Genomic DNA, 20,062 nt, shown 5'->3' on the forward strand with positions numbered 1-20,062 from the left:
CTCCCAGGGGAGCCGGGGTGGGGGGTTAGAGCTTGCGCGCGGTGATCAGCAGGGTGGTGGGCCAGCGGCCACCGTGGCGGGAGTCGTGGAACTCCTGGGCCGATGTGAGCCAGAAGCCCGCGCGGTCGAGGTGTTTCTCCCAGCGGTCGGCGTCGAAGTCCCAGCGGGCGATGGGCAGTCGGGTGCGGTCGGGGACGGTGACGTAGTCGCGTCGGGGCCGGTCGTCGGTGGCGGGGCGTAGGCCGCTGCGCCGGGGGTGCGGGACCGAGAAAGCGAGAGTGTGCCCGGGTTTGAGGTGTTGGGCGATTGCCGGGAGCAGGAGTTCGGGGGCTACGAGGCCAACGGCTCCGAAAACGGAGTAGGTGGCGTCGAAGTGTTCGTCGGCTGCTTGCAGGTAGTGCAGGGCGTGGCCGGCGACGAAGGTGAGGTTGTTCAGTCGGCCGTAGTGCGAGCGGGCTCGGCGGATCTGCAGGCCGACGAGGTCGACGCCGGTGACGTGGGCGCCGTAGCGGGTGGCGAGGTGGGCGGCGTTGTGGCCGGGGCCGCAGCCGAGTTCGAGCAGTCGCTTGTGGCGCAGGTCCGGGCCGAGGATTTCGGCGCCGGGTCCGCTGCCGGGCCGGGTGGTCCATTCCATCCGGGCGGGTACGGACAGTGGTTCGGCGGGAGCAGCCGTCGTGCGCTGGAGGGCGTGGACGTACCAGGGGGAAGCCTGGGCGGCGAGCACCTAGACCTCCAGGAGGTGGAGGACATCGGTGAGGTGACGGCGTACGGCCTTGATGTACGCGGGGTCGGTGGCCGGGTCGTTGATCCAGCGGATGGACTGCTCCATGAACCACTCGACGGCCCACATGCGGTGCCAGCCCAGTGCCCACTTCTCGGCGGGCAGGCCGCCGCGTTTGGCGAGGGCGTCGGGGGTGCCGCCTTCGGCGACGTAGGTGTCCAGGAAGACCCGGAGGCGTACGGGATCGGGGGTGTCGAGGGTGCCGTGCCAGCTGGCGAGGTCGAGGAGGCCAGGACCGGTGAAGGCGCGGGCGAAGTCCAGCAGCCGCCAGCCGTGCCGGCCGATGTGGAGGCTGGTGGGATGGAACTCGGAGTGCACCCAGCCGAACGGCGCCACCGTCGCACCGGCCGAGCGTGCCTCGGCGGCCTGGGCGATCCGGTCGAGCGCGTTTTCGACGTCGTCCGCGTCCTGCCATCGGTCGGCTTTGCGGAGCTGGCCGAGGTGTTCCAGCGCCCGGCTCGGCAGGGCGCGCAGTCGTTCCTGGTCCAGGACAGGCAGGGCTGGGGCGGTGCGGGTGCCGTGCAGGACAACGGCTGCGGCTGCGCCGTCGAGGTCGTCGGCCTCGCGAATCGGAGCGCCGAGGTCTTCCAGCAGCATTCCGAGCCAGCCGTCCAGTACTGCGGAGGCGTGAACGGAGGGCACCGGGACACCGAGGGTGTGGGCCAGCCGAAGGGCTTGGTCCTCGCTGTCGAAGGGCCTCTTGGCGTACTTGAAGATGGCGGTGGTGCCGTCGGGGAAGGTCAGACGCTCGACGCCGGACATGGACCACACGCGCACCTCCTCGCGAACGGCGGTGGTCCGGCCGGCCAGGGTGAGCAGGTTGTCGAGGAGTTCGGTGCTGGGGTTCGCGGTCACGTGGGGCTCCAGGGGGCTGGTGGCGTCCGGGGCGGGCTAGAGGCGCTGGCCCGCCCCGGAGCCGGGATGGTGGTGCTACGCGGCCGGGGCCACGCGGTGGGCGTAGACCTGCTCGATCCAGCCGGACTTGAAGGCCGCGAGGTCGTCGCGGAAGGCGGTCATCGACGCACCGTAGGGCGCCACGACGCCACCGCTCTGGTCCGGCACGGACTGGCAGCCGTGCACGAGCCGTCCGCCGAGTGCGGCGTGGGCCTTGATGGCCTCGATGCGACGGTGCTCGTTGAACCAGCCGCCGTGGTAGACCTCGTCGAGCATGCCGCCCGTCTCGTCGTCCAGGTCGAAGACCACGGAGGTGGCGGCGGGGAAGAACCAGCACGGGCCGACGTTGGAGATGTGCCCGTCCAACTCGACCTTGTTCAGCGCCATCAGCGTGGCCGCCTCGCGCAGCATCCGCAGGTGGTCGGCGGTGAACTGCGGCAGACCGAGGGCGGGGAGGTGCTCGTCTCGGAAGAGGTACGCGTACACCTCGTAGGCAGTGGCGAGCACCATGGAGGCGTCCGAGGTGGACTCGGCGTGAGCCTTGATGAACTCCAGCGCAAGCTGCTCGACCGCGCTCTCGGTCGTCTCCTCCACGTTCAGGAGCTGGGACCTGACCAGCTCCCAGTCGGCGACGAGCCACGTGCTGGACTCGAAGCGGAAGAAGTACTCGGCCGGGTCGATGGTGATGCGCCGGCCGTCGACCTGGATGCCGGGCAGACGGCTCCAGCGCTCGTCGAACGCCTCGGGCAGTACGACCGTGATGGCCGTCGTGTCCGTCGTAGCTGTGGTGTCGATGGTGGTCACCGTGTCTCCGTCTCTGATTGGCCGGGTCCGGGCACAGGAATGCCCGAACCTGGTGTAGGCGTACGGAACTTGGGGGCCGCCCGGCCGAAGGGGGAGCGTGGTCACGGTGTCGGACCGGGGCCGGGCGGCTGATGATTAGTGAACACTCCGTCACGCAGAGTGGGTACGGTGAGAGGCGGTTGAAGCGGTATACGCGGTTTACAGCCCCGGATGGGAGGCGAGCGTGGCAGCGCCGAGAGGCCCCAACTCCCGCCTGCGCGACACCATTTCCGCGACGGGCTGCACCTACGAGGCCCTGGCGAGAGACGTCCGGCGCATCGCGGCCGAGAACGGCGAGATCCTCCAGACGAACAAGTCCGCCGTCTCCCACTGGACCAACGGCACCCGCCAGCCCACAGGCCGGACCGGCCAGTACCTCGCCGAAGCGCTCTCCCGCCGCACGGGCCGCATCATCACCCAGACCGAGATCGGCCTACGCACGCCAGATGGCCAGGAGTCGGCCGAAGGGGATCCCGTCCTGGCCGCAACTGACCTCGGCCGGGCCGATGTTGAGCGCCGCCGCTTCCTCGCGGTGGCCGCCTTCACCACTGCCGGCGTTGCTATGCCGCTCGCCCATGACCACGAGGCCACCACGCGCATGCTCCGAGCCCGCACTGGCACGTCCGTGGTCGGGGTGGAGGACGTGGATGTCGTACGGCAGATCACGGCTGCCTTCAGCGCGGCCGACGAACGCCTCGGCGGCGGCCACGGCCTGACCACGGTCACCGCATACCTCGCCGATACCGCCGCCCCCATGCTCCGGGGCCGCTACCCGAGCGAAGCCTTACGCCGGGCAGCCTTCGGTGCAGTGGCCGAACTCGCCTACCTGGCAGGCTGGAAGCACCACGACCTCGGCCAGGAAGGTGCTGCCCAGCGCTACTACCAAGTCGGCTACCAGCTCGCCTGCGAAGCCGACCCGTGCGGCCACGCATCCTGGATGATGCGGGCCCTCGCCCACCAGGCCCTCAGTCTCAAGCAGCCGCACCACTGCGTCGATCTCGTCGAAGGCGCGCTCACTCGCGGCCGGGGCCACGTCGACGGCCAGACCGAGGCACTGCTGCACATCACCCACGCCCGTGCCTACGCCGCCGTCGGTGAGAGGCCCGCAGCGGCCCGCGCTCTGCTTGCCGCCGAAGACGCTCTCCTGCGTGACGACGTGCCTCAGCCCAGCTACTCACGCGTCAGCGGCCCGGCCGCCGGCACGGTCGCCAGCCACACTGCCCGCACGCTCACTGATCTGGCGGACCACGTCGGCACCGAACAGCAGCACCGAGACGCCCTGATCCGCTGGGACCCCGAGAAGTACAAGCGCGTCCACGCCCTCACCCACGCAGACCTCGGCGACAGCCTCGCAGCCCAGGCCCGTGCCGACGAGGCGGTCGCCGCCTGGTCCCAGGCCCTGACCCTCATGGAGGGCATGACCTCCGACCGCACCCGCAAAGCGATCACCTCGCTCCGCTTCACCCTCTCCATTTACCAGCGCCGCAAAGTGCCCGGAGCCGCCGAACTCGCCCGCCGCGCACGCGAAGCACTGGCCTAAGCTGCCCACCAACCGGCCGACGAAGGGACACCAGCCGTGGCTCAGCGGACAACCGACGACCAGCCCAAAGCCCTACCGCCCGCCCTGGAATCCATGACCCTGCTGGTCGCCGCCGTCATCGTCCACGACCAGGCCACCAACCGGGTCGTGCTCCTCCAGCGGAGCCAGAACGCCAAGTTCGCTCAGGGGATGTGGGATCTTCCCGTCGGTAAGAGTGAGCCCGGCGAGCCTGTCACCGAGACGGCAGTGCGCGAGCTGTACGAAGAGACCGGCCTGACCGTGAAACCGGAGTCCCTGAAGGTCGCCCACATCATCCACAGCGCGTGGGGCGTTGAAGCTCCCAACGGCTTCCTCACCGTCGTCTTCGCTGTTCACGAATGGACCGGAGAACCCGAAAACCGCGAGCCACGAAAGCACGCGCAAGTCCGATGGGTCGATGCCGACGCCATACCCGAAGAGTTCGTGGACACCACCGCGAGCGCGCTCCACCGGTATCTCACCCGTGGGCCCCAGGTGTCACTGGACGGATGGGCATAGGGACGAGTGTTGCGTCACCATGCCCGGACGGGATGGAAGCCGTCCACGTCCTCAGTCCCAGGCACATGTTCATCCACCACATCGCTGGTCCAGGCACACAAGCCCGGTCTTCAGCCCGGACCTCACCCTGGAGATGCCGCAGCCACCGCCGCGGCGGTCTTGCGTGACTCCCCCTGCTCGGCAGGCCATTTCAGCCACCTCACCGAAGACCGCACGTGTGACCTCGGCATCCGTCAGGCAGTGCGCCAGGTGTGAGGCTACGGGCGCATTGATGGCAACGGCTCTGTCACTTACCCCGACGACTTCATGTGCTCAAGGGCGGATGCGATTTCCTGTGGACGGACACAAGACCCGGTAGATTACGGCTGTGGTGCTACTGACTACACGGGTGGGTAAGGGGCGAGATGGCGGGCCGCATTAGGCGAAGCTACCGAAGAGTTAACGAGGATCGAGCGATCTTCGCTGCGCTGGTTGCGGCAATCGGAACTGCCATCGTAGCTTCCACACTCCCCGATTTTCTCGGAATGATTCCCGGCGGCAAGCGAACTGAAATCTGCATTCTGATTGCAGGGTTCCTCATCCTGGCTGCTAGCTGGATTAGCCTCCACGGACGCTCCGGAGTCGGAGTCGCTGTATTCCTGCAGCCAGAACCAACTTCCGGGTGGTCGGATGCGAGACTCCTGGAGTATGCAGCAGAGGCTAAAGCTAAGCATGTTAGCTTTTTCTACGTAAATGCCGACGAACTGTATCCGAGCTCAGGAGTAGATAGAAGGCGGCTGACGCAGAAAGTGATCGAGGCTCGGCTTAAGGAGGAGAATCCTCGAAAGTCGAGTGAAATCTCCTTTTATCTTACTAGTGGCCTTGAGAACTCATTCCAGCTTGGACGGGAGGTGTTTAATAGTGTGCAGGGAGCATCCCTGAGAGTCCACGATTTTCAGGAGATCGCCGTACACCAGGTTTCCAACTCGGGTGCAGTTGGGGCTTTGCCTCCCCTGCAGCTCGTAGGCACGCCCACGGGGCCGCGTACGTCGGAGGTCAATTATCAGCTCCCTAGTACGGTGCAGATACAGACCGTAAATTTGAATCCTGGAAACATAAACAGGCATGCACTAATCGTCTGCATCTCTCAAAATTCCGCAAGTCGCGCCATGGATGCCCAAGCTGCGGCCACTGCGGGTACTCACGCCCGATATCAAGTGAGCGCAGGCGATATCTGCAGCACAGCACTTGTTATCGAGTGCCCAGATTTCCCCAATGATCACCGCGCGTACAATGAACTACTGAAACGCACTCTACAGGGTTGGGCGAGTCACCTTTCCTCCATGAATGCAGTACACGGGTCAGTTCCGGAAGGGCGCCTATTTATTTCGGCCCCAACGTCGCTTGCCTTTGCCCTCGGCTCCCTTTTGCCTCTCAGTCCGAGAACCGAAATTATTTCCTATGTGTAGTTTGACAGCCCCGATAAATGGAGCCGTGTTGTCTTATTTGATCATCGATGGTGACGATGTAGGGGGCAAGGTTGAAGCGCACCTTCTAGCGAACGACGTCGACTCCTTCGTAGCGTCATCCAAGGAGATTTCTGCATCGATTGACGAATTGGTTGATTCACTTAACGAAATCCCAGGCGTCTACGTTGTGTCGGCGGGGGGCGACAGCATCTTGGCGCGGATTGACAACCCTGACATTGGTTCTATATGTGATCGGCTCTCGGACCTCCAGCGCCCGGGGCAATTTACATTCTCGGCCGGGATGGGTGAAACTTTGCGTGAAAGTTTCGTCGCACTGCGAATGGCAAAGGCTGCAGGAAAGCGTCGCGTGATAACTTACTCGCGAGACAGCTAAAATTTCTCCCGATCGAGGATCGACATCAGCTGGGGAACAGCGTCAGTACTTTAGGAGTGGCCGATTTCTGACGAAGAACTAGGCTGATCAGTCGCTATGTATGAGTGGGCTTGCGATTGAGTTCCGCACGGTGTGAACGAAGACCGCCCTATTCTCTTCGGTCACCTGAATATTGCGTTTAAAATCCTCCAGGAAGCGCGCTCTTTCGTTGTTTATTTCGCCCCTAGTTCCCCGAACGCGATCATCCTGCTGAGCCACTCTTCTCCCGCTTTCATGGAGCGATCCGCATTCCCTATGATCCTCTCCAGCTCTTCTATAGAATAGAGTTCCTGTGAGCTCTCTAAGTTGCCAGCGTGGGTGAGTACCTGATTCAGCTGCTCAAATTTGAGGTCGGGCGAGAGCTCACGGACACGCCCTTCCTGCTCCCGCAGACGTGCGACAGTTGCCTCGATGTATTGGCCGAACTTGTATTCTCTTTCGATATTCTCCATAGTCGCATCAGAGATTTTCTGAGCGGCTTGAGCGACTTCTTCAGGGCCAAGAATCGATATGCGCCGTGCACGTTCCAGCATGCGAGTGGCCGCTTGGTGTAGCTCTGTGCTAAGGGGCCTATGTTGACCTTCCTCCGCTGGACGGGCCAGCTCCTTTCGCCTGCGGGTGCACTCGTCCCAATCGTCGGGGAGAGATACGACCTGTAGTAACGCGTTGGGGACAGTGGCCCAGTCTTGGTATGGATGCGGTCGGCACGTACGACGCTTAGCCGTAGCCGATCGACAAGTCCGCGATCCCACGTGAAGTGCAGGAGCATGCGGCCGTCCGGCAGATCGCCCAGTCTTCGGCCACTCTCCGCATGTGGGGCATCCGCCCGTTCGCATCGCGCCCTCAGCTTTCGGTGCTTGGCTGACGCCGGGAGAAAGCGTCCCCGATCGGCCAGCGCTCAGGCAGACTGAGAGACGTGTGGATGGGGCGAGCCGCTGGCTGACGTTCGACGTGAATATCGACCAATCGTGCCGTTGCCCAGACGGGGAGAACGGGGGCCGGGAACGAGCCAGGTGCGGGGCTTTGCCAGAGGACTGGGACCTGCTTCGCCCAGGTCCAAGGTGCCGGGTTGTCGACGGTCAGTACGCCGCTGACCCGGCTATGGACCTGATCTTGCGCGGCAGTCCAGTAGCCGTCGGGATTGCGACCGAAAGTCGATCCGGTGCGGTGGGCGTACTCGACCGAGGTCCCGTACAACGCGCTCTCGGTGTCCTCATCTTCGGGAAAGACGGCCGAATTACCAACCGCCACGATGAATGGCAGCGCCAAGTCGCCGTACCTCCTGCCCTTTTTCCTCACAGCTTTGAGCACCCGATCTGAGTCATCGGCGACCCACACCGAGGGATGGATTCCGATTGTCCTGCTCGTCGGATCGCCTCGCCTGCCGGGGCTGCGGGGGATCGCCTCGAAGCTGAGGTGCCAGCCTGCCTCCTGCCAGGTGTGCTTGGGTAGCGGCACCTTCTGCTCATACTCGGCAGTGACCTGGTCGGGATTCAAGGTTGCCAGCCATCGTGTGAGCTCGTTCTTCAACCGCCTTTGCTGCGGCGTGGTCGAGCCAATGCTGTCAACCTTGTATGCCACGTAGAAGTTTGGGCTCGGAACGCGGTCGATCGCGTCCGCGACCTGAGGCGGGAGCGAGCTACTCCCGGTTCCGTCCAGATTCTCGGCTGTCCAGATCGCCTCGACAATGAATTTTTCGTCGCCACGAGTGGCCAGGAAGTCTGGATATTTGCCTTCTGTGCCTATTTGCTGCTCGATCTCCACCGTGTAACCGGAGCCGAGCAGCATCTCGTGCACGTACAGTTCCCACAACGCGGAGTAGACGTTCGCGTCGGAATTGCGATCCTTTAGTCGACTGCGCAGGCCGGGCTGAGCATCGGGGGGAAAGTGTGACCACCACTCGTTGATCACATCCCGCACCTGGTCCCAGAACGGACCGGCGATCCGTTCGAAGAACTCGGAATTCGACTCTGATGCTCGCTTCGGTGCCGCATCCGTCCGATGCCGGCTTATATACACGCCCATGGTGAACGATCGTAGATTGCTCCGCGCGGCGCTCGCACCCGTTTTCCGCAGCGTTCGGGCGCCCCTTGAGTTGCGTCCGAGGTGTCGCCGTCGTCTACAGACCCTTGATGGCCGTGTGCCGTCACTTGCTGCCGACGGAGATGCAGAGCAAATGATCAGCAGTGCCTGTTCAGAACTGATCAGAACATGTGGCTGTTCCGAACCGGAACGCGCCGACTCGGAGCGTCGGATCGGCTCCGAACGGAGCGCCGCGCCGCCTCTTTTCCAGGCTAGCCGTAGAGATCTAGCCGAGCGGTCGCAGCGATCTCGGCTGCCGAGCGCCTTGGTCTGGTGCCGACCGTCCGCCGCCAAGTCGGAGCGAGTGCATAAGTCAGCTCTGGTGTTCCTCCGGCTCGTCCCGCAAGGCGTCGCGTACGGAGCGCCAGGCGCGGATTGCGTTACCGATGTCCACCAACAGCCCTCGGAGCTGGCGAATCAGAACCCGCGCAACACAAATGGCAGCAACGACTTCGAATTCTATCGCCAGCCCGCTCATCGGCTGCTCCCTACCTCGGGCACCAGCCTCTCCGCCTCGCACCGCGAAGTCAGTACCCAGCCAGGCACATTTCGTGATCACTCTCGGCTTCACCCACGCCATGTGTCGGACACACGGCTGAATCCAACGAGCCGAGTCTCTTGGGGCACCGCGTACAGGATTCGCCACCGCGGAGGCTCGGGGCAGCACCAGAATTGATGCATTTGCTGATCTTGAAAATCCGCGCCACGGGAACGAGACTGAGCCGTACAGCCAGGCTGCCCGTCGCGCGGGCCGGCGTCTGTAGGGTCGAGCCTACTTTTTGTGATCTTGGATAGGTTTGCGAGCGTGACCCGTCCGGGGTGCTCCGTACAGTTCGTGCAATGTGCTCTGCGTGAGCGATGCGTGAGCGGACGGTCCGGCAGGAGCCGTCAGTCAGTAGACCCAGATACACAGCGAAGTCCTCCTGGCCAGGCGGTTCTGGACGCTGAGAGAGCATCCGGCACCACCCGTCATGCTTTGGCCAGGACTTTTAATCCATTGGTTGTGGGTTCGAGTCCCACAGGGGCTACGCGAGAGCCCCCGGCTCAGAGGTGATCTGAGCCGGGGGCTCGTGTCGTTTCTCGGCGCCCGACGCGTTCTGCTGGACCGGTGATGGCCCGAAGTGCCAGACGATCAGGACGGCTCAGTCGTCGTCGGACCGCCACGGCCGGTATGCGCAGCCGGGGACAGGCGTACACCTCGATGTCGAGGACGTGGGCCCCCGAACTGCCGTGGCAGATGCTGACGCTCACCGCGCCACGCCAAAGCGCCTTGTCGCACCGGCAGTAGGCCCGGCCGGAGTACTGCTCGTGGTTGAGGTCTCTGGCAGGCGGGAGCTTCGGAGTCACAGCGGCTGGTCTGCGACCGGTACGAGGCTGTGCTTCGCCCGGCACGGCGCATTCGCGAACTGGCCCCCCTGCTGGAGCAGGCGCCGAGCATGGTGGGATCCGCCGGTCGCCCACTACCGAGTGGCCCGGGGAGTCATACGCAGTCGAGCGCCGGCCAATTGACGGGCGGGCAGTACAGCGGCCACGCAGGCAGATTGCCCGTGCCCTGCTGCTGCGGTCGATTGCGGGCAAGCAGCGCACCGGATGACGAAGGCCCCGCCAACTCGGCGGGGCCTGACCGAACATCGGGCGTCGGCTCAGATACCGCCGACACTGCCGACTACGTGACCTCATCCCCCCTGGGTCACGACGTCCGTGATCTTCACTGAAACCTTCGTGCTCGACGAAGCAGCGCTGACCATAGTCGGCGTGTAGCTCAGGCTCGTCCGGTCCGTCAGTTCAGCAGTCTCGATGACCGGTCCGGACTCGTCGCCTCGGATCTCGTAGGTGATCTCGTACACCGCGTCCGGATCGAGGCTCTCGGCGTCGGCGAGGTAGGTCAGTTCTGGCTCGACCGTCACGTTGCAACCGGCTGACCCGAAGCACTGCCGCGTGGTGGTGCGAAGCTCCATCGTGAAGCTGTCGGTGTCGACTTCGTCGTACGTCGGCTCCAGATCCGGCTCTTGCGCGGCGTCGGTCACGACGTCCCCGTCCGGGACGCTCGACGCGACGGCGGTGGTGGCGGGCTTGCCGTCGTCTGCGGACTGCACGACCACAACGCCGGTTGCGACGACTGCGGCGATGAGTGCGGCCGCGGAGCCGATGATGATCGCGTTGGTGTGGTTCTTCTTCACGGCCGGCGGTGGGGGCGGCGGGAAGTCGGGCATGGGTGGTGGTGTGCTGTCGGTCATGGTCCCCCCAAGGATGTGGTGTGCAGGAGGGCATCATGCGTCCTCATGTGTGCCGTGTGGAGGGGGTATGCCCATGTTGTGCCTACAGATGAGTGAAGGCCCAGGATTCTGCTGGACGATGCGCGACGGATTTCCCTAACCGCCCAGGGAGTGCGGTGTGTTGGCCGTGACGTGCGAGTTTGTGCAGGGGATGGCACCGGTGTGGCACACACGGGAAGCGCCCGCCGACCTTCGAATGCCGGTCGGCGGGCGCTGCGTTGGAGCTACTTCCCGATGCTGATCTTGTCGTTGTCGAGCAGTGCCGCGTGCGTAGCTGCCGTGATGATCAGCAGCACCATGAGGAAGCCCGGGAACGGGTTGCCGTCGTCGCCAGTGGGGCTGATCGCCATGGCAACGGAGAACACGGCGATCTCGGCAACCACGTACACGACCGCCAGCCACGGCTTTACGACGCCTTTCACGGCCGCGACGACGAACGGGACAGCGGCAGCCAGGCCGACGGTGACGATGGGAACCAGCGTCCAGATCACTTTGGCGAGGGTGGTGTTGTACATGTGGGGGCGAGCCGGAGCTAAGGGCTGGTTGAAGTAAGGGTTGCTGGCCATGGCGCTGCTCCCGGTGGTGGTTGGTCACGTGTGGGGCAGTGTGCTCAGGTTGCGGCGGACTGTCACTGGTTTCGCCTGAATTACCACCGGAGAGTGAGGCGGGGCGGGAGGTGGCAGGGAGCACTACCGGGGTGGCAAGCCCGCGCACTGGGGCGGCAAATCCACCGAGGAGACCCGGCTCGACCGGGGTCGCGCGACGCGTGCGCCACCCCTCAGGTGTTCGGTTCGCCCACTTCGGGTGCGTCGCTGGGTGACTCCGGCATTCCGATGACGTACGTCCCCTTCGCGGGCAGGGTTGCGACCAGCCCACGTTTGCGAAGCTCGACGATGGCGCGACGCACGGTGCCGATGCTCACGCTGTGCAGATCCGTCATGGCCCGCTCACCTGGCAGCGCGGCCCCCTGTGGCAACTCGCCGGACGCGATGTCTGCCGCGATTGCATCGGCGAGTTTCACGTACTCGTAGCGCGGAAGCTCACTCATCTCTCCACCGTGCCGCAGCCCAGCGCGTAGCGCAGTACCAGGACGCGTCCTACCGCGTCGGGATGCAGTAGGACGCATAGGGGTGCAGGGGGACGCAGTTACCGGTATGGTCGAAATGACAAGACCCCGGCGAGGTGTCCAGACCTCCCGGGGCATGGCCAACGCTTCAAAGGAGCGTCGACATGCACGACCCTATCCGCCGCACCCTCGAATGGCTGCGTCTCCTCTTCTGCCCGGGCACGGGCAAACGGCGCCGCAGCCGCCACCGCACCTACCTCTGCGTCCACTTCACCGCCGTACGGCACCCCTCGCCCTCCGCGCCCCTATCGCCACGGCTCCCCCACCACCGCTCCCCGTACGGCCTCGTAGCGCCCCTCGACGGCGCCGACTCCGCCCTCGTACGCCCCTACCTCGCCGCCCATGACCAGGAAGCCGCACTTCAGCAGCGCCGCCGCCTCGCCCTCGTGCTCGCCGCCGACTTGGGGATCGACCTCGACCGGCACCTGATCGGCGCGCAGGAGGTGGCCGCCTGATGAAGCACACCGCGAAGCGGACCACTGGCCCCGCGGGGATTTCCGCCGCTCCCCGCCTCCTGCCGTGGCCGTCCCTCGACGGCAAACCCTCTTACCTGGTCACGGAGAACGGCGGCGGATACGTGTCCCGTCTCGCCGACGATCTGGAGGCGGCCCAGCTCGCCACAGGTGCTGACGTCCTCGGCCTGGCCCGCACAGTGCTGGACGACCCGACATCGCCGTACACCGAGGTTCGCTACGCCGGTCTTCGCCTCGCCGAGTGCCTGGCCGACGCCCTGCGCGTCGCCGAGTCCCGGGGCATGCGCCTGCCTGCACCGGATGCCGAGGACGGCGGGCAGGCCAGCCAGGAGGCGAAGAGGCGTCCAACATCCGCTACCAGGTAGGGCGGTTGGAGCCCGGCGGATGACGACACCGTCCGATGCCCTCCGCCTCGGGACCATCCGAGGCGCAGGGCAGGCCGTGTCCCGGGCGGGCGGCCGCCGGCTCAAGTGATCAGCAACAACGCCACCCACATCACCACAGCCAGGCAAGGCAACACGTAAGTGATCAGGGTGATCGACAGTCCCCGTCTGCGGCCCGTCCAAGTCGACCATGTGGCCGCGTAGTCGGGGAGGCGTTCCAGCGCTCTCGCCTGTACGTGGCGGTAGTAGAGGCGGTGGCGGTGGCCGACGTAGAGCCAGGTGAGGGCCAGGACCAGGCCGAAGGCGGTCAGGACGCGGGCTGCCGAGAGGTGTTTCTCCGTGGTGAGGAGTGTCGTGTAGGCCACGGCGAAGAGTGACTGGCCCACCAGGAAGAGGTTGCCTCGCTGGAACAGCATCGTGTTCTCGTGCAGCGTGTGCTGCCAGAGTCTGCCGTCCTCCGCTATGCGCTGAGCCTCGCTGTCGTCCCCCATGTCTGCGTTCTGCCCTGTGGGCGCGCGGAGTCACCCCTTCCGTGTGCGGGGGCCGGGATCAGCCCGCCGTCAGCTTTGCCAGCGGCAGGGTGTGCTGGGTCTGGAGGACCTTCGCGCGGAGGTAGCGGACGTTGTGGGCCGTGGTGAAGACGCCCGTCGGGACGCGGTGGCCGACCGTGATGCCCAGGTCGCGGAGCTGCTCCGCCTTGTCGGGGTTGTTGGAGAGGAGGTCCAGCTCCGTGATGCCGAGGGCTCGCAGCATCTGGGCCGCCGCCGTGTAGTCACGGGCATCCTCGGGAAGGCCCAGGGCCGTGTTCGCGGCGTACGTGTCGAGGCCTTCGTCCTGGAGGGCGTACGCGTCGAGCTTGTTGTAGAGGCCTATGCCCCGGCCCTCCTGGCGGAGGTAGAGGAGCACGCCGCCGCGGGTCGCGATCTGTTCGACCGCCTCGCGGAGCTGGGGGCCGCAGTCGCAGCGGGACGAGCCGAAGACGTCGCCCGTCAGGCACTCGGAGTGGAGGCGGACCAGGGGCGTGGCCGAAGGGGTGCCGAGGATCATCGCCACGTGTTCCTGGCCGTCGGTCAGGCCGTGGAAGGTGACCAGCTCGGCGTCGACGCTGTAGCCGTCGTTGAAACGCAGCGGCACCCGGACGCGCGAGCGCTGGGTGGCGGCGGGGTAGTCGGGCATGCGGTTCTCCCGGTCCGATCTCTCACCTGCTTCAGATTTGAAGCAGATCCTCGAATCGAGACACTACCCCATGCTTTAAAGTTGAAGCAACGGATTTAGGTGATTGTGGTGGTTCCGGTGGTTGCCATGAGGCCCGTGTGTCCCCGCGGGCCTCATGCGTCGCCCGTCGCCGACCCTCCCGCGCACGGGCTCGACCTGCGCCGCCACGGCACGTCGTCCGGGGCCGCCTGCGGGTCGTCCCCCTCCAGGCCCCGTGCGATCACCGTGCAGATCTCCTCCAGCTGCCCCACCTGCTCCGGGGTCAGCTTGTCGAAGAGCGTCGTGCGGACCGTCTCGACGTGGCCGGGGGCCGTGCGCTCCAGCAGGGCCATCCCCTCGTCCGTGAGGATCGCGACGCTGCCCCGCTTGTCCATGGGGCAGTCCTCGCGGCGTACCGCCCCGTCCTTCTCCAGGCGGGTCACCGCGTACGTCAGCCGGCTGCGGGTGATCTTCGTGCTCTCCGCGAGGTCCGTCATGCGCAGGCTGCGGCCCGGTGCCTCGGAGAGGTTGGCGAGGATGGAGTAGTAAAGGTGGGGCATGCCGGCCTCCTGCTGGAGCTGCCGGTCGATCGCGTCCTCCAGGAGATGGGAGGCGGCGATGTACGCGCGCCAGGCGCGCTGCTCCTCGGGGGTGAGCCAGCGGGTCGTCATGCCCCCAGTGTAGGTTTGTTTCAAACTTGAACCAAGCCCCGCCCGAGCCCAGTCCGAGCCCACCCTGAGCCCAGACCGTCGTCGTCCGGGCGACACCGGGCCGCCGCCCGGCCAAGCCCCCTGCTCTGCCTCCGAAAGCGAGCGCGTTCATGCCCCACCCCTACGTCCTGTTGTCCGCCGCCGTCTCCCTCGACGGCTGCCTGGACGACACCGGCCCCGGACGGCTGCTGCTCTCCGGACCGGCCGACTTCGACCGGGTCGACGAGGTACGGGCCGAGTCCGACGCGATCCTCGTCGGCGCGGGCACCCTGCGCGCCGACAACCCCCGGCTCCTCGTCAACTCCGCCGAGCGCCGCGCGGCCCGCGTCGCCGCCGGACGGCCCGAGTACCCGCTGAAGGTCACCGTCAGCGGCAGCGGCGACCTCGACCCCGACGCCAACTTCTGGTCCACGGGCGGCGAGAAGATCGTCTACACGACCGACGAGGGGGCCACCAGGGCCACCGAAGCGCTGCGCGGCCTCGGCGTCGACGTCGCGTCCGTGGGCCCCGACGTCGACTGGCGGGCCGTACTCACCCACCTCCACGACGTACGCGGCGTACGGCGGCTCATGGTCGAGGGCGGCGGACGCGTCCACACCCAGCTCCTCCGCCAGGGCCTCGCCGACGAACTGCAGCTCGCCCTCGCGCCCCTCGTCGTCGGGGAGCCGGACGCGCCCCGCCTGTTCGGGCCCGGCGACTATCCGGGCGGCCCCCGCAACCGGCTGCGGCTGGTCGAGACGCGGCCCGTGGGGGACGTCGTCCTCATGCGGTACGTCCCCACCGCGCCCGGCACCGGGACCGTACCCTCCGCCGCCGACCACCGATGGCTGGCCCTCGCCTGCGAACTGGCCGCCGAGTGCCCGCCCTCGCAGACCGCGTTCAGCGTCGGCGCGGTCGTCGTCGCGGCTGACGGTACGGAGCTGGCCCGCGGGTACTCCCGTGAGTCCGACCCCGTGTCCCACGCCGAGGAGGCCGCCCTCGCCAAGATCGAGCCGGGTGATCCGCGGCTCGCGACCGCCACCGTCTACAGCAGCCTGGAGCCATGCGCCCGCCGCGCGTCCCGGCCCGCGCCCTGCGCCCGGCTGATCCTCGACGCGGGCGTACGCAGGGTCGTGACCGCCTGGCGGGAGCCGGACACCTTCGTGGCGGGCGCGGACGGCAGCGGGCTGCTGGCCGCGGCCGGCGCCGACGTCCTGGTACTCCCGGAGTACGAGGCCGACGCGAAGGCGCCCAACCGTCATCTGACCTGACCTGACCTGACCGGCCCGTTTCCCGTCGGTACGGCCGATGCGCAGGCCGACCCGCACCGCCGATCGGCACGTTTCGTACCAAACCACCCGGTGAAGTGCGGGCGAAGTTAACGCGTGTGCTTTGGGTCCCGCGGATGGCGTACAGTGGTCTTAACGACGCGGGGTGGAGCAGCTCGGTAGCTCGCTGGGCTCATAACCCAGAGGTCGCAGGTTCAAATCCTGTCCCCGCTACTGAAGGCCTGAGGCCGGAATCCGATCAAGGATTCCGGCCTCAGGTGTTTCCCGGGCATCTCCTCGGGTGTTCGGGCGGGCAGGCGTCTTCACCCGCCCGGTCCTCGTCCGCTCGCCCGCCACCCCCGCTCCCGGAAGCCTGGACAGGTGGAGGAGCAGGAGCCGGTGCGGGTCGAGCCCGTGGACGTCGAGCCCGTGGAGAGAACCGCCTCGTACCAGCGCACCCTCGTCCGCGCGCTGCCGGCGCTGCTGATCGTCGCGGGTGTCTGTTACGACCTGCTCACCCCGCAGGACTTCACCGCGGCTCCCTTCTTCACGGCCGCCGTGCTCATCGCCGCACCCCTCTTCTCGCTCGGCGCCACCGTGTGGACGGGCATCGCGGCGACCGTGGGCATGGCCCTCGTGCACCTCAGGTTCGCCTTCGACGCGGGCGCGGTCACCGAGGTCCTCACCGTGGCCACGGCCGCCGTGCTCGCCGTCGGCATCAACCGGCTCGTGGGACGCGGCAACGCGCGCCTCGCCACCGCCCGCGAGATCGCGGAGGCCGCCCAGCGGGCCGTACTGCCCGAACCGGCCGCGCGGATCGGTGGTCTCGAGATCGCGGCACGGTACGAGGCCGCGCAGGAGGGCGCGTTCATCGGGGGCGACCTGTACGCCGTGCAGGACACCCCGCACGGCGTACGGCTCCTCGTGGGCGACGTACGGGGCAAGGGCATGGGAGCGGTCGGCGTCGTCGCCGTACTCATCGGGGCCTTCCGGGAGGCCGCCGAGCAGGAGGCGAGCCTGGAGGCGGTCGCCCAGCGGCTGGAGCGGGCACTCGCACGCGAAGGCGTCCGGCGCGACATCATCGCGGTCTTCGAGGACTTCACCACCGCCGTGCTCGCCGAGATCCCGCACGGCACCCCGGTCGTACGCCTCGTGAACCGCGGCCACCCCGGGCCCCTTCTGCTGTACGGCGACGGAGAGGTACGTACGCTCTCCGCGCCGGAGCCCGCGCTGCCGCTCGGGACGGGGGAGCTGGGGGCCTGGCCCGACCGCGCGCAGGAGGAGGAGTTCCCGGGCGGGGCCATGCTGCTCTTCCACACGGACGGGCTGTCCGAGGCGCGGGACCGGCGGGACGTCTTCTACGATCCGGCGCGGCGGCTGGCCGGGCGGGTCTTCCCCGGGCCCGACGCGTTGCTCACCGCGGTACTGGACGACGTCCTGCGGCACACCGGGGGCGGTGCCGCCGACGACATGGCACTGCTCGCGGTGCGGCGGCCGTGAGGGCACGGCACCACATGTGATGGCGGCGGGCGTGAGATGCGTCGCTCTTTCGGCGGGCCATATCACCGTTCGTAGTCGAACGGCGTCCCTCCGCTCAACAACTGACGCACCATCAACAGGACTGCTATTCCTGAATGTCGATCAACTCGCCCGATTTACCCCGCTCATGACCTGTAAGTCCAGGCCAAGAGCCGTAACGATCATCAGGAACAGCTTGGAATCCGGTGCCCGGGTCTATTAACGTTCGATAACGCAGCGCGGTCGTCCCAGCCGTCACAAGAGTCGGCTCCGTGCGCACGCGCCGAATCCCGCAAGGGAACCGGGGAACCACCACTTGGGGTGAATCGCTCGTCTTCGCGGTGTAGCGCACCGCGGTTGACGCGCGTAGGAGACCTTCCTGCTCCGAACCCGTCAGCTAACCCGGTAGGCGAGAAGGAAGGAAAGGAGTGCGCCTACGTGGCGTCCAACCGGTCTGCCCTCACACCCTCGTTCGTACCGGATGAGTTGACGGGTGAGTCCTCGGGTGAGAAGAAGCCCGACACATTCGCCTACGGCGCTCGTAAGGACGAGGAGACGTGGGAGGTCTGGAACCCCAGCGCGGAGACCGTCCTTCCCGTCCGCGGCCGGCACCGCGTCGCCAAGCAGCGCGGCGGTGGACTCGCCCGTAGCTCGACCGTTCTGGGCGTCGGTGTCATAGCCGCCGTCGGTGCGGGTGGCATGGCCACCGCGCAGACCGGCAAGCCCCCGGTGTCGATCTCGATCCCCGACCTGCCGAACGTCGGCTCGCCGTTCTCGGACGACGACGCCCCCGAGGGCTCCAGCACTCCGATCACCGCCGTCGGCCTCACCGCCGCCGACGCCGAGGAGGGCAACTCGGACGCGGGCGAGGCCCTGCGCGCCCGCATCATGCTCCAGGCCGAGCGGCAGCAGGACCAGGTGGACCGCGAGGCCCAGCGGGCCGCCGAGGCCGCCGCCGCGAAGAAGGCCTCCGACCAGGCCGCCAAGGAGCGGGACGCCGCCGAGGCCAAGGTCGCCGCCGCCAAGAAGAAGGCGGACCAGGAGGCCAAGGAGAAGGCCGAGGCCGCGCGCCTCGCCGAGCTCGCCAAGCAGTTCACGCTGCCCACCTCCTCGTACACGATCACCTCGACCTTCGGGCAGTCCGGTGCGCTGTGGTCGTCCGGTCAGCACACGGGTCTGGACTTCGCCGCTCCTACGGGTACCCCGATCAAGGCCGTTCACAGCGGCACGATCACCGAGGCCGGCTGGAACGGCTCGTACGGCTACCGCACGGTCCTCACGCTCGACGACGGTACGGAGCTCTGGTACGCGCACCAGTCGTCGATCGGTGTCAGCGTCGGGCAGAAGGTGGCCACCGGCGACATCATCGGCCGCGTGGGCGCGACCGGCAACGTCACCGGGGCGCACCTCCACCTGGAGGTCCACACCAGCGGTGGCGACGGCATCGACCCGATGGCGTGGCTGCGTGGCAAGGGGCTCACCCCGTAAGGGCTCACCCGGTAAGGGCTCACTTCGTAAGAGCTCACTTCGTAAGAGCTCAACCGGTACGCCGGTAAGAAGGGCTTGAGAGGTTCCTGGGTGCGGAATACGGCCGTCCGGTACGGCCGTTGACCCACCCATGACCTCTCTCCGCAAGCTGGGTTCGTCCGATCTCGACGTCTTCCCGCTCTCCCTCGGCGGCAACGTCTTCGGCTGGACCGCCGACCGGGCGCAGTCCTTCGCCGTGCTCGACGCGTACACCGCCGCGGGCGGGAACTTCGTCGACACCGCCGACACCTACTCGGCCTGGGTGCCGGGCAACGAGGGCGGTGAGTCGGAGACCGTCCTGGGCGACTGGCTCGCCGCGCGCGGCAACCGCGCCGACGTCGTCGTCGCCACCAAGGTCGGTGCGCACCCCCGGTACAAGGGTCTGTCAGGGGCGAACATCAAGGCCGCGGCCGATGCCTCCCTGCGGCGGCTGAAGACGGACTACATCGACCTGTACTACACCCACTTCGACGACCCGTCCGTGCCGGTCGAGGAGATCATCACCGCCCTGGACGAGCTCGTCCGCGCCGGCAAGGTGCGCGCGATCGCCGCGTCCAACCTCTCCCCCGAGCGGCTCCAGGAGTCCCTCGACCTCTCCGACCGCGAGGGCCTTGCGCGGTACGTCGCGCTGCAGCCCCGGTACAACCTCGTCTCCCGCGACTCGTACGAGGGTCCGCTGCGTGACGTCGCCTCCCGGGCCGGTCTGGCCGTCGTCCCCTACTCCTCGCTCGCCTCGGGCTTCCTCACCGGCAAGTACCGGGCGGGTTCCGTCGTCGACAGCGCGCGGGCCGGGTCCGCGGGGGCGCATCTGGAGTCCGAGCGGGGGCCGCGGGTGCTGGCCGCGCTCGACGAGGTCGCTCGGGAGCGCGGGGTCGAGATCGCCACCGTGGCCCTGGCCTGGCTGGCCTCCCGGCCGACCGTCGTCGCGCCGATCGCCAGCGCTCGTACGGTCGAGCAGCTTCCGGCGTTGCTGGGGGTGGCCGGGCTCGTCCTCACGGAGGGGGAGCTGGGGAGGCTCACCTCGGCTTCTGGCTGAGGGGTGGGGTGGGG

At 67.1% G+C, this 20,062-nt stretch carries 21 protein-coding genes, 1 tRNA gene and 1 riboswitch; of the genes, 10 read left to right on the forward strand and 12 right to left on the reverse strand.

Features of this window, described 5'->3' with window-relative positions; translation table 11 throughout:
• Window positions 1-25 precede the first annotated feature (25 nt).
• From ACN20J_RS26560 to ACN20J_RS26570, 3 genes are all read right to left on the reverse strand, one after another.
• Window positions 26-724 carry a class I SAM-dependent methyltransferase gene (locus ACN20J_RS26560; RefSeq protein WP_419666950.1) on the reverse strand — a complete coding sequence of 233 codons (699 nt, stop codon included), beginning with the start codon at window positions 722-724 and terminating at the stop codon, window positions 26-28.
• Window positions 725-1,636, reverse strand: coding sequence for an aminoglycoside phosphotransferase family protein (locus ACN20J_RS26565; RefSeq protein WP_419666951.1), 912 nt, complete (start codon window positions 1,634-1,636; stop codon window positions 725-727).
• Window positions 1,637-1,711: 75 nt separating this feature from the next.
• The gene (locus tag ACN20J_RS26570; protein ID WP_419666952.1) at window positions 1,712-2,479 is read right to left on the reverse strand and encodes a hypothetical protein; all 768 of its coding nucleotides are present in this window, start codon (window positions 2,477-2,479) and stop codon (window positions 1,712-1,714) included.
• Window positions 2,480-2,702: 223 nt separating this feature from the next.
• On the opposite strand from ACN20J_RS26570, the gene ACN20J_RS26575 reads away from it, so the two are divergent.
• The 3 genes from ACN20J_RS26575 (at window position 2,703) to ACN20J_RS26585 (ending at window position 6,437) form a co-directional block, all read left to right on the forward strand.
• Complete coding sequence (locus ACN20J_RS26575) at window positions 2,703-4,058, forward strand: tetratricopeptide repeat protein (protein ID WP_419666953.1); 1,356 nt, start codon at window positions 2,703-2,705, stop codon at window positions 4,056-4,058.
• Between the two features lie 36 nt (window positions 4,059-4,094).
• Complete coding sequence (locus ACN20J_RS26580; protein ID WP_419666954.1) at window positions 4,095-4,595, forward strand: NUDIX domain-containing protein; 501 nt, start codon at window positions 4,095-4,097, stop codon at window positions 4,593-4,595.
• A 1,440-nt stretch (window positions 4,596-6,035) separates the two neighbouring features.
• On the forward strand, window positions 6,036-6,437 hold the full coding sequence (locus ACN20J_RS26585) for a mCpol domain-containing protein (RefSeq protein WP_419666955.1): 402 nt from the start codon (window positions 6,036-6,038) through the stop codon (window positions 6,435-6,437).
• Between the two features lie 212 nt (window positions 6,438-6,649).
• Here the strand turns inward: ACN20J_RS26585 and ACN20J_RS26590 are convergent, their stop codons facing one another.
• The 6 genes from ACN20J_RS26590 to ACN20J_RS26615 form a co-directional block, all read right to left on the reverse strand.
• On the reverse strand, window positions 6,650-7,009 hold the full coding sequence (locus ACN20J_RS26590) for a hypothetical protein (RefSeq protein ID WP_419666956.1): 360 nt from the start codon (window positions 7,007-7,009) through the stop codon (window positions 6,650-6,652).
• Window positions 7,010-7,319: 310 nt separating this feature from the next.
• Entirely contained in the window at window positions 7,320-8,501 is a 1,182-nt protein-coding gene (locus tag ACN20J_RS26595; protein WP_419666957.1) for a hypothetical protein, read from the reverse strand.
• A gap of 370 nt (window positions 8,502-8,871) precedes the next feature.
• A complete protein-coding gene (locus ACN20J_RS26600) occupies window positions 8,872-9,036 on the reverse strand; it encodes a hypothetical protein (protein WP_419666958.1) in 165 nt (54 codons plus the stop codon).
• A gap of 1,198 nt (window positions 9,037-10,234) precedes the next feature.
• A complete protein-coding gene (locus ACN20J_RS26605; protein ID WP_419666959.1) occupies window positions 10,235-10,738 on the reverse strand; it encodes a hypothetical protein in 504 nt (167 codons plus the stop codon).
• Between the two features lie 320 nt (window positions 10,739-11,058).
• The gene (locus ACN20J_RS26610) at window positions 11,059-11,400 is read right to left on the reverse strand and encodes a hypothetical protein (RefSeq protein WP_362304974.1); all 342 of its coding nucleotides are present in this window, start codon (window positions 11,398-11,400) and stop codon (window positions 11,059-11,061) included.
• Between the two features lie 212 nt (window positions 11,401-11,612).
• Complete coding sequence (locus ACN20J_RS26615; protein ID WP_362304971.1) at window positions 11,613-11,882, reverse strand: GntR family transcriptional regulator; 270 nt, start codon at window positions 11,880-11,882, stop codon at window positions 11,613-11,615.
• A gap of 182 nt (window positions 11,883-12,064) precedes the next feature.
• Here ACN20J_RS26615 and ACN20J_RS26620 point away from each other — a divergent pair, with 182 nt between their 5' ends.
• Both ACN20J_RS26620 and ACN20J_RS26625 read left to right on the forward strand, forming a co-directional pair.
• On the forward strand, window positions 12,065-12,415 hold the full coding sequence (locus ACN20J_RS26620) for a hypothetical protein (protein ID WP_419666960.1): 351 nt from the start codon (window positions 12,065-12,067) through the stop codon (window positions 12,413-12,415).
• Window positions 12,415-12,798 carry a hypothetical protein gene (locus tag ACN20J_RS26625; RefSeq protein ID WP_362304966.1) on the forward strand — a complete coding sequence of 128 codons (384 nt, stop codon included), beginning with the start codon at window positions 12,415-12,417 and terminating at the stop codon, window positions 12,796-12,798. The genes ACN20J_RS26620 and ACN20J_RS26625 overlap by 1 nt, the downstream gene beginning before the upstream one ends.
• Window positions 12,799-12,899: 101 nt before the next feature.
• On the opposite strand, the gene ACN20J_RS26630 is transcribed toward ACN20J_RS26625, so the two are convergent.
• The 3 genes from ACN20J_RS26630 to ACN20J_RS26640 all read right to left on the reverse strand — a co-directional run bounded on the left by ACN20J_RS26630 (window position 12,900) and on the right by ACN20J_RS26640 (window position 14,681).
• A complete protein-coding gene (locus ACN20J_RS26630) occupies window positions 12,900-13,307 on the reverse strand; it encodes a hypothetical protein (protein ID WP_419666961.1) in 408 nt (135 codons plus the stop codon).
• Window positions 13,308-13,365: 58 nt separating this feature from the next.
• On the reverse strand, window positions 13,366-13,992 hold the full coding sequence (locus ACN20J_RS26635) for a GTP cyclohydrolase II (protein ID WP_419666962.1): 627 nt from the start codon (window positions 13,990-13,992) through the stop codon (window positions 13,366-13,368).
• 152 nt (window positions 13,993-14,144) lie between these two features.
• Entirely contained in the window at window positions 14,145-14,681 is a 537-nt protein-coding gene (locus ACN20J_RS26640; protein WP_190230895.1) for a MarR family winged helix-turn-helix transcriptional regulator, read from the reverse strand.
• Window positions 14,682-14,830: 149 nt separating this feature from the next.
• Here ACN20J_RS26640 and ACN20J_RS26645 point away from each other — a divergent pair, with 149 nt between their 5' ends.
• The 5 genes from ACN20J_RS26645 to ACN20J_RS26665 all read left to right on the forward strand — a co-directional run bounded on the left by ACN20J_RS26645 (window position 14,831) and on the right by ACN20J_RS26665 (window position 20,048).
• Window positions 14,831-15,970, forward strand: a complete 1,140-nt coding sequence (locus ACN20J_RS26645) for a dihydrofolate reductase family protein (RefSeq protein WP_364198062.1) — start codon at window positions 14,831-14,833, stop codon at window positions 15,968-15,970.
• A 157-nt stretch (window positions 15,971-16,127) separates the two neighbouring features.
• A tRNA-Met gene (locus tag ACN20J_RS26650) sits at window positions 16,128-16,201 on the forward strand.
• Window positions 16,202-16,348: 147 nt separating this feature from the next.
• Window positions 16,349-17,467, forward strand: a complete 1,119-nt coding sequence (locus ACN20J_RS26655; protein WP_419666963.1) for a PP2C family protein-serine/threonine phosphatase — start codon at window positions 16,349-16,351, stop codon at window positions 17,465-17,467.
• Window positions 17,468-17,756: 289 nt separating this feature from the next.
• Window positions 17,757-17,912, forward strand: a riboswitch (cyclic di-AMP (ydaO/yuaA leader).
• 11 nt (window positions 17,913-17,923) lie between these two features.
• On the forward strand, window positions 17,924-18,973 hold the full coding sequence (locus ACN20J_RS26660; RefSeq protein WP_361988306.1) for a M23 family metallopeptidase: 1,050 nt from the start codon (window positions 17,924-17,926) through the stop codon (window positions 18,971-18,973).
• Between the two features lie 130 nt (window positions 18,974-19,103).
• Entirely contained in the window at window positions 19,104-20,048 is a 945-nt protein-coding gene (locus ACN20J_RS26665) for an aldo/keto reductase (RefSeq protein WP_419666964.1), read from the forward strand.
• The last annotated feature ends 14 nt before the right edge of the window (window positions 20,049-20,062 follow it).

Origin of the sequence: Streptomyces sp. 2-1 (genome assembly GCF_048564895.1) — a bacterium.
Lineage (GTDB): Bacteria > Actinomycetota > Actinomycetes > Streptomycetales > Streptomycetaceae > Streptomyces > Streptomyces phaeochromogenes.